Origin of the sequence: Variovorax multivorans (genome assembly GCF_051216835.1) — a bacterium.
Lineage (GTDB): Bacteria > Pseudomonadota > Gammaproteobacteria > Burkholderiales > Burkholderiaceae_C > Variovorax.
In genome coordinates this window covers 22286-35703 of sequence record NZ_JBPJZL010000007.1, presented here as the reverse complement: position 1 = coordinate 35703, position 13418 = coordinate 22286, and the positions used below count along the sequence as shown (strand labels likewise).

General features: G+C 67.3%; 12 protein-coding genes. All 12 read left to right on the top strand.

Annotated features, from left to right (window positions below; translation table 11 throughout):
• Positions 1-332: 332 nt before the first annotated feature.
• The 12 genes from tssB (at position 333) to ACSFCA_RS19025 (ending at position 13416) form a co-directional block, all read left to right on the top strand.
• Complete coding sequence (gene tssB, locus ACSFCA_RS19080; RefSeq protein ID WP_435460894.1) at positions 333-926, top strand: type VI secretion system contractile sheath small subunit; 594 nt, start codon at positions 333-335, stop codon at positions 924-926.
• A 60-nt stretch (positions 927-986) separates the two neighbouring features.
• Positions 987-2486, top strand: coding sequence for a type VI secretion system contractile sheath large subunit (gene tssC / locus ACSFCA_RS19075; protein WP_435460895.1), 1500 nt, complete (start codon positions 987-989; stop codon positions 2484-2486).
• A gap of 61 nt (positions 2487-2547) precedes the next feature.
• On the top strand, positions 2548-3030 hold the full coding sequence (locus ACSFCA_RS19070) for an Hcp family type VI secretion system effector (RefSeq protein WP_093058217.1): 483 nt from the start codon (positions 2548-2550) through the stop codon (positions 3028-3030).
• Between the two features lie 29 nt (positions 3031-3059).
• Positions 3060-3521, top strand: a complete 462-nt coding sequence (tssE, locus tag ACSFCA_RS19065; RefSeq protein WP_258350457.1) for a type VI secretion system baseplate subunit TssE — start codon at positions 3060-3062, stop codon at positions 3519-3521.
• A 10-nt stretch (positions 3522-3531) separates the two neighbouring features.
• Positions 3532-5304 (top strand): type VI secretion system baseplate subunit TssF, encoded by a 1773-nt coding sequence (tssF, locus tag ACSFCA_RS19060; protein WP_435460917.1) that lies wholly within the window; start codon positions 3532-3534, stop codon positions 5302-5304.
• Positions 5301-6305 (top strand): type VI secretion system baseplate subunit TssG, encoded by a 1005-nt coding sequence (tssG, locus tag ACSFCA_RS19055; protein ID WP_435460896.1) that lies wholly within the window; start codon positions 5301-5303, stop codon positions 6303-6305. Before tssF ends, tssG begins: the two co-directional genes overlap by 4 nt.
• Positions 6306-6319: 14 nt before the next feature.
• Positions 6320-9052 carry a type VI secretion system ATPase TssH gene (gene tssH / locus ACSFCA_RS19050; RefSeq protein ID WP_435460897.1) on the top strand — a complete coding sequence of 911 codons (2733 nt, stop codon included), beginning with the start codon at positions 6320-6322 and terminating at the stop codon, positions 9050-9052.
• Positions 9053-9055: 3 nt separating this feature from the next.
• Positions 9056-11002: a type VI secretion system Vgr family protein gene (locus tag ACSFCA_RS19045; RefSeq protein ID WP_435460898.1), complete on the top strand. Its 1947-nt coding sequence runs from the start codon at positions 9056-9058 to the stop codon at positions 11000-11002.
• Positions 11003-11015: 13 nt separating this feature from the next.
• Positions 11016-11741, top strand: a complete 726-nt coding sequence (locus tag ACSFCA_RS19040; protein ID WP_435460899.1) for a toxin-antitoxin system YwqK family antitoxin — start codon at positions 11016-11018, stop codon at positions 11739-11741.
• A gap of 3 nt (positions 11742-11744) precedes the next feature.
• Complete coding sequence (locus ACSFCA_RS19035; RefSeq protein WP_093078883.1) at positions 11745-12134, top strand: DUF4280 domain-containing protein; 390 nt, start codon at positions 11745-11747, stop codon at positions 12132-12134.
• 29 nt (positions 12135-12163) lie between these two features.
• Positions 12164-12391 (top strand): hypothetical protein, encoded by a 228-nt coding sequence (locus tag ACSFCA_RS19030; RefSeq protein WP_258350462.1) that lies wholly within the window; start codon positions 12164-12166, stop codon positions 12389-12391.
• Complete coding sequence (locus tag ACSFCA_RS19025; RefSeq protein ID WP_435460900.1) at positions 12388-13416, top strand: ABC transporter substrate-binding protein; 1029 nt, start codon at positions 12388-12390, stop codon at positions 13414-13416. Before ACSFCA_RS19030 ends, ACSFCA_RS19025 begins: the two co-directional genes overlap by 4 nt.
• Positions 13417-13418: the final 2 nt, after the last annotated feature.

Here is a 13418-nt window from a genome sequence, read left to right as displayed (position 1 = left end):
CGCCCCCGCCTTCCTGTCATTGAACTTTGGTCCGATGCGCCAGCCGGCGCGTCTGCCTAGCATTCGGCTACCCACTTGCGTGATAAATCACTCATTTGTGTAACTTTACAAAGCTCAGGTACTTGTTTTCATTGAGTTTTGTCCACCGCAAACGGGACCCCTCCCCAATTCTGGGGATTGTTAGCAAATATCTCGATTTGTATCTTCCATCCGTCTTTGATGCATGCCGGGACTGCAACGGCAACGGACCGCGCACCGCCCCAACGAGGCGACGAGCGTCGAGAAATTTCAACGTGTGTTCTTGTCAATTCAACCTTTTCTGAGAGCGAAAAATGTCGAATAGCCTGCAAAACTGGGTAGGACGCAATCGTCCGCCGCGCGTCCAGATCACCTATGACGTGGAGATCGGCGACGCCGTCGAAAAGAAGGAGCTGCCGCTGGTCGTGGGCCTGCTGGCCGACCTGTCGGGCCAGCCCGCACAGCCGCTGCCGAAGCTCAAGGAGCGCCGCTTCGTCGAAATCGACCGCGACAACTTCGATGAAGTTCTGGGCAACATCACTCCCCGCCTCGACCTCTCGGTGCCCGACACCATGAAGGGTGAAGGCAACCTGAAGATCGAACTGAGCTTCAAGGAATTCAGCGACTTCCACCCCGAAGCCATCGTTGACCAGGTACCCCGCCTGGCCAAGCTGCTCGAAGCCCGCCAGCAACTGCGCGACCTGCTCGCCAAGCTCGACGGCAACGACGAACTCGACGACCTGCTCGAGCGCGTGCTGCTGAACACCGAAGACCTGAAGACGGTCCAGAGCCAGGCCAGGGCCGAAGCCGGCAGCGCACCCGCGCAAGCCGCACCGGCAGCAGCCGCAGCACCGCAAGCGGCTGCGGAAACCCAATCGTCCCCCGAAGCCGAAGCACCGGCAGCGTGATCAACCACGCCGGCCGCAGCCCTTCGGGCGCAATCCGGCAACTTTTGAATGGTGATAGAGATGGCCAACAAATCCAAAGCCGCTGAAGCCGGCAGCGCAGCAACCACCGTCACGACCAGTGACCTCGGTCTGCTCGACAAGATCGTCCTCGAAGGCAACATGACGACCGAGCCTTCGCAGGGCGCCTACGCGAAGAAGCTGATCGGTCAGCTGGCTTCGCAGATCCTCGACGAAGGCATGAAGACCAGCCCCAACAAGGGCGTGGTCACGCTGATCAACGAGCGCGTCGCCGAAATCGACCGCCTGCTGACCGACCAGCTCAACGCGATCCTGCACGCCCCCGAGTTCCAGGCCCTCGAAGCCTCCTGGCGCGGCCTGCACGACCTGGTGACCGGCACCGAGACCGGCAGCAACCTGAAGCTGCGCCTGCTCAACGTGAGCAAGAAAGACCTGCTGAAGGACCTGGAGACCGCCGTCGACCACGACACCAGCGTGCTCTTCAAGAAGATCTACGAAGAGGAATACGGCACCTACGGCGGCCACCCCTATTCGCTGCTGATCGGCGACTACTACTTCGGCCGCCACCCGCAGGACATCGCCCTGCTGGAGCGCATCTCCCGCGTGGCCGCCGCCGCGCACGCGCCCTTCATTGCAGCCGCCGCGCCCGCCCTGTTCGACTTCAAGTCGTTCACCGAACTCGGCATTCCGCGCGACCTGTCCAAGACCTTCGAGAGCGCCGAGCTCGCCACGTGGCGCGGCTTCCGCGAATCGGAAGACTCGCGCTACGTGTCGCTGGTGCTGCCGAGCTACGCAGCCCGCCTGCCCTACGGCGCCAAGACCATTCCCGTCGAGAACTTCAACTACGAAGAAGACGTGGACGGCACCGACCACGGCAAGTACCTGTGGGCCAACGCGGCCTACCAACTGGGCCTTCGCATCACGCAGGCTCACTCGCTGTACGGCTGGACCACGGCCATCCGCGGCGTCGAAGGCGGCGGCAAGGTCGACGGCATGGTGGCCCACGCCTACAAGACGGACGAAGGCGACATCGCCCTGAAGCCGCCGACGGAAGTGACCATCACCGACCGCCGCGAAAAGGAACTGAGCGACCTGGGCTTCATCGCCATCGTCAACTCCAAGGGCTCGAACACCGCGGCCTTCTTCGGCGGCCAGACCGTGAACAAGCCCAAGGTGTACGACAAGGATTCGGCCAACGCCAACGCAGCAGTCTCGGCTCGCCTGCCCTACATCCTGGCGGCCTCGCGTTTCGCGCATTACCTGAAGGTGATCGTGCGCGACAAGATCGGCAGCTTCCAGACGCAGGCCGACATGCAGAAGCACCTGAACAACTGGGTTGCCAACTACGTGCTGGTGAGCCCCTCGGCGCCGCAGGCCATGAAGGCCAAGTACCCGCTGAGCCAGGCCCGCGTGGACGTGACCGAAGTTCCGGGCAAGCCGGGCTCGTACCGCGCCATCGCCTTCCTGAAGCCGCACTTCCAGCTCGAGGAACTCTCGGCCTCGATCCGCCTGGTGGCCGACCTGCCGGCTGCCGCCGCCTGATCGCCCCTTCATTCATCTGCATCGACAGACGAACCAACAGATTCACTGAAAGAACATTCACATGCCTATCTATCTCAAGATCCCAGGTGTCACCGGCCAAACCCAGATCGAGGGTCACAAGGACGAACTGGAAGTCCAGAGCTTCCAGTTCGGCGCCGGCCTCGCCGTGACGGCGGGCACCTCCAACCAGGAACGCACCGCGGGCAAGCCCAGCTTCTCCGAAATCACCGTGACCCGCACCAGCGACTCGGCCACGCCCCAGCTGCTGCAGAAGCTCGCCGGCGGCGAGGTGTTCGCGGGCGACACCATCATCACCTTTCCGCGCGAAGACAAGAGCGGCCTGCTGCCCTTGATGGTCGTGACCCTGACCGACGTGATCCTCAGCGGCCTCTCGGTGTCCAGCGGCGGCGACCTGCCGCAGGAAAGCGTCTCGCTGAACTACGCGGCCATCAAGGTCGAGTACACGAAGCAGAAGGAAGAAGGCGGCCAGGAAGGCATCGCACCGTTCGGCTGGGATCTCTCGAAGAACGTCGCGGTCGCATGACGGCTCGACGCTGACACCCGGCGCCTACCGTGTCCGAACTCATCAAAGGGGGCGTCGCACCCCTGTTCGACCGGCTGGCGTCGGCGCCGTCCGAGCACGCCCGCGGCGCTGCTCATCTCGAAACGATGGAGTCCTTGCAGGACTCCATTGGTCGTGAGCTGCGCCGCCTGTTCAACACGCGCTCGCCGCTGTCGGCCTCCGACTATGCGCAGGGCAGCGGCACGGTGCTGGAGTACGGCATTCCGGATTTCTCCGCGCTCAGCGCGCAGAACGCCGCCGACTTGCAGCAGCTGGCTGCCACGCTGCGCCAGGCGGTGCAGCGCTACGAGCCGCGCCTGACGGACGTGAGCGTGCAAGTGAGCGCCACGCCCAACCGGCATGAAGTTGCACTGGTGCGCATCGGCGCACAGGCGCGGGCCGGGCTCGCGCTGCGCCACGTGGATTTCGAAATGCTGCTCGGCACGCCCGACAGCCTGATGAAGATCGCCTGACGTGTCCGACATCCAGCACAGCGACCTGCTGCAGTACTACAAGCGCGAACTGTCCTATCTGCGAGGACAGGGGTCGGACTTCGCCCAGCGCTATCCCAAGGTCGCCTCGCGCCTCTCGCTGCACGGCGGCGAATCGCTGGACCCGCACACCGAACGGCTGATCGAGTCGGTGGCCTTCCTGTCGGCGCGCGTGCATCGCGACCTCGACCAGGAATTTCCCGACGTCGCCTACGCGCTGCTCGACAACCTCTGCCCGTCGCTGGTACAGCCGCTGCCCTCGATGTCGGTGGCGCAGTTCGGGCTCGATCCGGCGCAGGGCAAGGTCACGTCGGGCTTTCGCGTGGCACGGCACACCATGCTGCATGCGAGGACGCAGGCCACGCAGTCGCAGGAATGCCGCTTCCGCACCGCATGGGACACCGTGCTGTGGCCGCTGCGCATCGCGCACGCCGCCATCGACGCCGACGCCGTGCTGCGACTCAGGCTCGAATGCAATACCGAGGCCGACTTCTCCGAGCTGGAGATCGACAGCCTGCGCCTCCACCTGCAAGGCGACTGGATGACCACGATGCCGCTGTACGACGCGCTGGTGTCGGGCGTGAAGTCGGTAGGCGTCACCCCCGAAGGCGGCGCGCTGCAGATGCTGCCGGCCGACGCGTGGCGCGAAGTCGGCTTTGCCGAAGGCGAAGAAGTTCTGCCGCAACCCGCCAACGCACAGCCCGCCTACGGCCTGCTGCAGGAGTACTTCGCGTTTCCGCGCAAGTTTCATTTCTTCGACCTGCATCACCTGCGCTCGCGGCTGGGCCGCGGACGCAGCTGCGAGCTGGTGTTCCAGCTCGACCGCACCACCAGGGTGCTGCGGCACATCGACGCCGACAACTTCCAGCTCGGCTGCACGCCCATCGTCAACCTGTTCCCGCGCGTGAGCGAGCCGCTGGTGATGGACCAGCGCCACTACGAATACATGCTGGTGCCCGACCGCCAGCGCGACGCGACCACCGAGGTGCATTCCATCGTCTCGGTGATCGCCTCCGACCCGGACGCCGACAAGCCCGTCGACGTGCCGGGCTTCGCCGCGCTGGGCCACGTGGACGGTGCACAGGGCGCGCAAGGCGGCGCGGTGTTCTGGGCCGCGCGGCGCGAGCCCTGCCTGCGCCAGAACATTCCCGGCACCGACGTCTTCCTGTCCTTCGTCGACCAGGGCAAGACGCACAGCCGGCCCGCGCAACCGGTGGTGTATGCGCACCTGCTGTGCACCAACCGGCGGCTGGCCGAGCAGGTGCCCGTGGGTGCGCGCCTGGTGGCCGAAGGCCCGTCGCAGCCCACGCACGTGCGCTGCCTGTACGAACCCACCGCGCAGCGCGATCCGCCGCTGGGCAGCGAAACGCTGTGGCGGCTGGTGTCGCTGCTCACGCTCAACCACCAGTCGCTGGTTGACGGCTCCACCGGCCGCGAGCAGTTGCGCGAGATGCTGCTTCTGTTCGCCTCCGACAGCCGGCGCGACCATGCGCAGATCCGCGGCATTGCCGGGCTCTCTGCGCGCGGCGTCACCGCCCACGTGGGCACCGAAGCCTGGCGCGGCTACTGCCGCGGCACGCAGGTCACGCTCGAATTCGAGGACGACGCCTTCGTCGGCGGCTCCCCTCTCATGATGTCGGCCGTGCTCGCGCGCTTCTTCGCGATGTACACCTCGGTGAATTCCTTCGTTCGCCTCGTGGTGCGCAACGGCGAAGAGGTCAGAAAACAGTGGGCTCCGATGACGGGCCGGCAGGTGGTTCTGTGATCGAACAACTCACCGTCCGCCCGCAGGACTTCAACCTGTTCCAGGCCATCAGCCTGCTCGAGCGCGCCGCGCCCGAGGCGGTGCCCGTGGGCCGCTCGCAAGGCCCGCGCGAACGCGAGGCCGTGCGGCTGCATGCCTTCGTCACGCTGGCGTTCGAAGCCAGCGACGTGCGCGAAGTCGGCACCGATGCATCGACCGGCGAGCCCTTCGAGCTCACCACGCCCGCCCTTTCGCTGGGCGGCAGCGGCGGCCCGCTGCCGATGCCCTTCACCGAGATGCTGCTGGAGCGCCGGCAGCAGCGCGACCACGCAACGGGGGACTTCCTCGACATCTTCAATCACCGCTTCCTGGCCTTCCTGTACCGCAGCCGCCGCAAGCACCACGTGGCGCTCAACCCGCAGTCGCCTTCGAGCTCCACGCTGGCGTCCACGCTCGATGCGGCCAGCGCACTGGGCCTGCGCGCCGGCGTGCGCGCACCCGACGGCTCTGCCCTGTGGCTGCGCCATGCCGGCCTGCTGGGCGGCGCGCCGCGCGGCATGACCGCGCTGCTGGCCCTGCTGCGTGACCGACTCGGCGTGCAGGTGCACGGCACGCAGTTCCGTGGCCGCTGGCTCGCGCTGGAACCCGATGCCTCGGCGCGGCTGGACATGCGCACGCCGCTGGGCGGCGGCGCCGTGCTTGGCAAGCGCGTGTGGGACCAGGGCGCCGGCATCCGCCTCACCTTCAGCAACCTGAGCCAGCAGCGCCTGCGCGCCCTGCTGCCACGCGGTGCCGACCATGCGCTCGCCAAATGGCTGGTGCGCCGCTTCATCCCGCAAGACCTGAAGGTCGAGATGGAGCTGAGCCTCGCTCCCACCGAGTTGCGCAGCAGCGTGCTCGGCGCCGCGAACCCGATGCGACTGGGCTGGACCTCGTGGGTCGCGGGCCCGACCTTTCGCGGCGCACTGCCGCCCGTTCATCACACCCTGACCAGCGACGGCGGCGACGCGCCCGGCGCCTGACCCGAACACTACTCATGGACATCGACATCCGCACCCTGCTCGGCCGGCTCAACCCGGAATGCAAGCGCGCCATGGAACAGGCCGCCGAGCTGTGCGTGCAGCAGACTCACTACAACGTCGACCTCGAACACCTGCTGCTGAAGCTGGTGGACAACGACGCGCCCGACCTGCGGCTGGTGTTCGGCCGCTTCGGCCTGCGCCCCGACACCGTGCAGGCACAACTGCAGAAGTCGCTCGACACCTTCAAGCGCGGCAACGGCCGCACGCCGAGCCTCACGCCCGACTTCGCGCCGCTGTTCCAGGAGGCCTGGCTCATGAGCTCGATGCTGCTGGGCCAGCAGCACATCCGCTCGGGCACGCTGATGCTGGCGCTGCTCGATGTAGACCGCCTGCGCGGCCGCCTGGTCGACGCCGCGCCCGCGCTGCTGCAGATTCCGCGCGGCACGCTGCGCGACGAACTCGCCGGCCTGCTGCAATCGTCTCCTGAAGATGCGGCCGCTTCGGCACTGTCCGCCGCGCCGATAGCCTCGGCACCTGCCGCGAATCAGTCGGCTGCGCCATCGGCGCCAGACGCCGGTGCGCCTCCGCTGCAGATGCCCACCGCGCGCCGCAACAACTCGGCCACGCCCTCGCTCGACCAGTACACCGTCGACATGACGCAGCTCGCGCGCGACGGCGCGATCGACCCCATCCGTGGCCGCGACGGCGAGATCCGCCAGATCATCGACGTGCTGCTGCGCCGCCGCCAGAACAACCCCATCCTCACCGGCGAGGCCGGCGTCGGCAAGACGGCGGTGGTCGAAGGCTTCGCGCAACGCGTGGTGCAGGGCGACGTGCCGCCCGCGCTGCGCCAGGTGTCGGTGCGCTCGCTCGACCTCGCGCTGCTGCAGGCGGGCGCCGGTGTGAAGGGCGAGTTCGAGAACCGGCTCAAGTCGGTCATCGCCGAGGTCAAGGCCTCGCCCACGCCGGTGATCCTGTTCATCGACGAGGCGCACCAGCTCATCGGCGCGGGCGGCGCCGAGGGCCAGGGCGACGCGGCCAACCTGCTCAAGCCTGCGCTCGCGCGCGGCGAGCTGCGCACCATCGCCGCCACCACCTGGGCCGAGTACAAGAAATACGTGGAGCGCGACCCGGCTCTGGCACGGCGCTTCCAGGTCGTGAAGGTCGAGGAGCCGAGCGAAGAAGTGGCCATCGACATGCTGCGCGGCATGGTCGAAACGCTGGAGAAGCACCACGGCGTGGAGATCGTCGACGACGCCGTGCGCGAGGCCGTCAAGCTCTCGCACCGCTACATCACCGGGCGCCAGCTGCCCGACAAGGCCATCAGCGTGCTCGACACTGCCTGCGCGCGCGTGGCCATCGGGCAGAACGGGCTGCCGGCCGAGCTCGAATCGGCCGCGCGCGACATCTCCACGGGCGAGAGCGAACTGCGCGTGCTGCGCCACGAGGCCGCCACCGGCGGCGACCACCAGGACGCCATTGCCGCGCTCACCGCGCGGCTCGACCTGCTGCGCCAGAAGCACAAGCGCCTGTCCGACAAGGTCGACGAAGAGAAGCACGCGGTGATGGAAATCGTCGCGCTTCGCCGCAAGATTTCTGACAGCCTGCGCGACAACGCACCACCGCCCGACGAGGAGAACGACCCCGCGCTGCTCACCGCCGCGCTGCGCCGCCTCGAGAAGGGCCTGGAGGCGCTGCAGAGCGACGAGCCCATGGTGCCCGTGTGCGTCGACGGCGTGATGGTGGCCGAAGTCATCTCCGGCTGGACCGGCATTCCGGTCGGCAAGATGATGACCGACGAGCTGCACACGGTGCTCAACCTGAAGGAAAAGCTCGCCGAGCGCGTGGTCGGACAAGACGACGCGCTCGACGCCATCGCGCGGCGCGTGCGCACTTTCCGCGCCGACCTCGACGACCCCGGCAAGCCCGTGGGCGTGTTCATGCTGGTGGGCCCCAGCGGCGTGGGCAAGACCGAGACGGCCTTCGCGCTGGCCGACCTGCTGTATGGCGGCGAGCGCAACGTCATCACCGTGAACATGTCGGAGTTCCAGGAGGCGCACACCGTCTCCAGCCTCAAGGGCGCGCCGCCCGGCTACGTGGGCTACGGGCGCGGCGGCGTGCTGACCGAGGCCGTGCGCCGCCGCCCCTACAGCGTGGTGCTGCTCGACGAAATGGAGAAGGCCCACCCCGACGTGCTGGAGCTGTTCTTCCAGGTGTTCGACAAGGGCACGATGGAAGACGGCGAAGGCGCGCAGATCGACTTCAAGAACACGCTGATCCTGCTCACCTCCAACGCCGCACAGGACGTGATCACGCAGGCCTCGCAAGGCGGCCGCAGGCCCGACCCCGAAGAGCTTGTGGAGCGGCTGCGCCCCGAGTTGCTCAAGCAGTTCAGCCCCGCCTTCCTGGGCCGGCTGGCACTGGTGCCTTATCACCACCTGGGCGATGAGCAGATCCGCTCGATCGTGAACCTCAAGCTAGGCAAGCTGGCGCGGCGCTTCGCGCTGAACCACCACGCCGCCTTCACCTGGGACGTGCAGGTGGAAGACGCCATTACCGCGCGCTGCACCGAGGTGGACAGCGGCGCGCGCAACATCGACCACATCCTGGCCCATGCGGTGCTGCCCGAGCTTTCGCGCCAGGTGCTGGAGCGCATCTCGATGGCCGCCGCGTTCACCGCGGTGCACATGGGCATGGACGGCGACGGCGCGTTCGCCTTCAGCTTCGAACCGGCAACGCTGAGCTGATAGATGAACATGCGCGAAGGCTTCACCCAGCACGCCGCCTTCCTGACGGTGAAGACCGTGCTCGGGCCGGACGAACTGCTGCTCGACGCCTTCCAGGCCGCCGAGGGGTTGTCGCAGCTGTTCGCGTGCTCGCTCACCATGCGCTCCCCTTCGAGCGAGCTGAAGGCCGCCGACCTGATCGGCACCTCCGCCACGGTTGCGCTGCAACGGCCCGAGAAGGAAACCCGCTTCTTCAACGGCATCGTCTCTCGCTTCACCTACCTGGGCAGCAACCGGGACTTCGCGACGTATTCGCTCGAACTGGTGCCGCGCATGTGGCTGCTCACGCTGGGCCGCGACCGCGTCATCTACCAGAGCATGAGCACGCCCGACATCCTGCAGAAGGTGCTCGGCGAATTCGGCGTGGCCTTCAGCACGCAGCTGCAGGGCACCTACGCACCTCGCGAATACTGCGTGCGCTACGACGAGACGGCCTTCGACTTCGTCTCGCGCCTGATGGAAGAGGAAGGCATCTTCTACTTCTTCACCTTCGCGGACGGCGCGCACACGCTGGTGCTGGCCGACAGCAACTCGGCGTGCATGCCCTGCCCCCACGCGGAAAAGCTCGTCATGCGCAGCAGCGAGGAGGGCTACGCCCACACCCATGCCGTTACCCGCTTCGAGTCGGACGCCCGGCTGGTGACCAAGGACCAGGCAGTGGACGACTACGACTTCCTCACGCCCGACACCGATCTGCGGCAGCAGCACGATGGAAAGATCGGGCGCGGCCTCGACTACGAATATCCCTCGCGCGTGCCTGCGGCGGCCGGCGCGGCGCGCGCGCGCATCCGCCTGGAAATGCACCAGACCGGCAGCCAGTCGGGCCGCGGCGACAGCCATTGCCACTACCTGACGCCGGGCACCACCTTCACGCTGGAAGAGCATGCTCGCGAGGATCTCAACGTGAAGCACGTGGTGCACAGCGTGCGGCACCACGCCGAGCGCGAGCACTACAGCAACAGTTTCGAGACCCTGCCTCCCGAGCTGCCCTTTCGCCCGCAACGCCTCACGCCGCGACCGGTGGTGGCCGGCAACCATACGGCGCAGGTGGTGGGCCCGGCCGGCGAAGAAATCTGGACCGACGAGCACGGGCGCATCAAGGTGCAGTTTCCGTGGGACCAGCTGGGCAAGAAGAACGACAAGAGTTCGTGCTGGATCCGCGTCTCGCAGATGTGGGCCGGCAAGGGCTGGGGCGCCCTCTTCCTGCCGCGCATCGGGCAGGAGGTGGTCGTGAGCTATGTCGATGGCGATCCCGACCGGCCGCTGGTCTCGGGCAGCGTCTACAACGGCACGAACCCCACGCCGGTCACCCTGCCTGGCATGTCGTCGCAAAGCACGATCCGCTCGCGCTCGACCAAGACCGGCGACGCGGGCAACGAAATGCGCTTCGAGGACAAGAAGGGCTCCGAAGAGTTCTACCTGCACGCCCAGAAAGACATGCGCGTGGAAATCGAGAACGACCTGACCACCACGGTGATGGCCGGCAACGAGCTCCACACCGTCACAAAGGGCAACCGCACGGTCAAGGTCGACACGGGCAACGAAATCCACTCGGTGAAGGGCACACGCGCGCTGGACGTCACGGGCAACGAAACGCACGACAACAAGGCCAACTTCACGCAGACGGTCACCGGCAACTACGAGCTCAAGGTCACGGGCAACCTGGTGATCGACGTGACAGGCACCCTGCTCATCAAGTCGGCCCAGACGCTGGACCTGAAGGCCGGCACCGACCTGGGCGCCAACGCCGGCATCAACTTCAAGGCCGAGGCCGGCGTGGCGCTGTCGGCCAAGGGCGGCGCCTCGCTGTCGAACGAGGCGCCTTCGATCAGCAGCAAGGCCTCGGGCATGAACGCCGTCGAAGGCGGCGGCATGGTCACGCTCAAGGGCGGGCTGGTGAAGATCAATTGAACGATTGAACGCCATGGCACTTCCTTCTCTCCCAACAAAAGACCTGGCCTCGGTGCCTGAAGCCGTGGTGCGCGAAGCCCTCGACGGTGCAGGCCAGACGGTGGTGCGCGCGTCGTTCCTGGGCGACGTGCCGCACGGGCCGATGCAGGTGTTCTCGGCCGCAGGCAAGCCCGCGATGGAGGCTTCTTATCAAGCCGGCGTGCCGCACGGCGCCATGCGCCTGTTCGACGAACGCGGCCAGCTGCTGCAGGAAACGCAGCGCTTCGGCGGCGTGGCCGAAGGCACCACGCGCAGCTACTACCCCAGCGGCAAGCTCATGCAGACGCACCAGCACGTGCGCGGCACGCTGCACGGCGATGCCGTGGCATACGCCGAGTCAGGCGACGTCACGGCACGGCTGCGCTACGTGGCCGGCCGCCTCGAAGGCGAAGCCACCTACTACAACGAAGGCCGCATGGTGCGGCGCGAGCAGTACCGCGCGGGCCTGCTCAACGGTGAAGTGCTCGACTACCTGGCAAGCGGCGGCGTGGCGCAGTCGTCCACCTACGTGGCCAGCGTGCTGCACGGCCCGCTGCGGCGCTTCTGGCCCAACGGGCAGCTGATGGAAGAAATCGCCTACCGCCAGGGCAAGCCGCACGGCAACCCGCGCCGCTTCGACCAGACGGGCCGCGAGGTCGTGGAGACGGCCGCATCGCCGGGCTTCATGAAGAGCCTGGAAAAAATCGTGAGGGGAGGCTGAGCCATGGGCATGCACGTCTGCATGGGGGCCACGCTGCAGTGCAGCTTCGGCGCCGCGCCTTCCAACCTCGTGGTGCTGCCGGTGAACGCGGTGGTCACCAGCGGCGTGCCGGCCGCCACCATCATGGACAACAAGCCGATCGCCAACATCCTGCCCTTCGGCACCTGCAACAGCATGTCGAACCCGATGGTGGCCGCAGCCACCGCCGCCGCGCTCGGTGCCTTCACGCCGATGCCCTGCATTCCGGTGACGGCCGCGCCCTGGGCACCCGGCTCGCCCACGGTGCTGGTCGGCAGCATGCCCGCCCTGCAGGACAGCTCGAAGCTCGCATGCAACTGGGGCGGCGTGATCCAGGTCGTCGTGCCGGGGCAGTTCACTTCAATGGTCCCCTGACCTGGTCACCACCTACTCCTGCCCACCCCATGTCTCAATACGTTTTCACGATGAGCTCCCGCATGGTCGCCATCACGGTGACCTGCCTGGTGCTGCTGTGCGTCCTACTGTTCCTGATGGGCGTGGAGATCGGCAAGCTGCTGGCGCCCGCGCCCATCGCTGCTGCTCCTGCCGTCACGGCGCCCGCGCCAATGCAGTCGCCCTCCCCCGCACCTGCCCCCGCAGCCGCGCCGGCTCCCGCCGCCTCCACCCAATGACCAAAGTAGATCAAAGCATGTCGAACAACACACGACACCTCACGGGCATGCACAGCGCGCTGCGTCGCCTCGCCCTTCCGACATTGCTGGCGCTGGCCGGCCTCTGCGCGGGCGGCCCCGCTGGCGCGGCAGGCGAACGGCCCGTGGCGCAGGGCGTGATCGCCGTGCCAGCCGCACTCGCTGCGCCTGCCGCCGCAGCGCCCGCGTTTCCGGTCGAGCCGGCAGCCCCCGTCGCACCACCGGCTCCCGTGCTCACCAACGGCCTCGTGCGCGTGCCCGACGGCCGCCTGCTCGCGCCCGACATCGCGCGCATCGTGACGCGCGGCGAGCTCGTGGTGGCCATGCTCAAGGTCGACACGCCGCCGTTCTTCTTCTTCGACGACGCCGGCCAGTGGACCGGACTCGAGGTTGGCCTTGCGCAGTCGCTCGCCAAGGAGCTGGGCGTGAAGCTGCGCTTCAACCGCGAGGCCGGCACCTTCAACGCGGTGGTCGACCTGCTGGCCAACGGCCAGGCCGACCTGGCCATCAGCAAGCTGTCGCGCACGCTGGCGCGCACGCAGACCATTGCGTTCAGCGACGCCTACCTCACGCTGAACCACTCGCTGATCTTGAACCGCGTGAAGTTCGCGCAGCTCTCGCACGGGCGCCCGCTGCCGGAGGTCATCCGCAACTTCAACGGCAGCATCGGCGTGATCGCCAAGTCGTCTTTCGCGGACTACGCGCGCACCAACTTCCCGCACGCCAAGGTGCAGGAATTCCCGACCTGGAACGAGGTGCTGGTGGCCCTGCACAAGGGCGAGATCGTGAGCGCCTACCGCGACGAGTTCGAGGTCAAGCGCGTGCTCAAGGCCGACCCCACCGTGTCGCTCGTGCTGCGCACCGTGACGCTGAAGGATCTTGAAGACACGCTGGGCATCGGCGTGGCCGTGACCGACACCACGCTGCTGGCCTACGTCAACCAGTTCCTCGCCCAGCGCACCGAGAAGCTGGACATCCAGAAGGTGCTGCAGGCACTCGACCGCTGAGC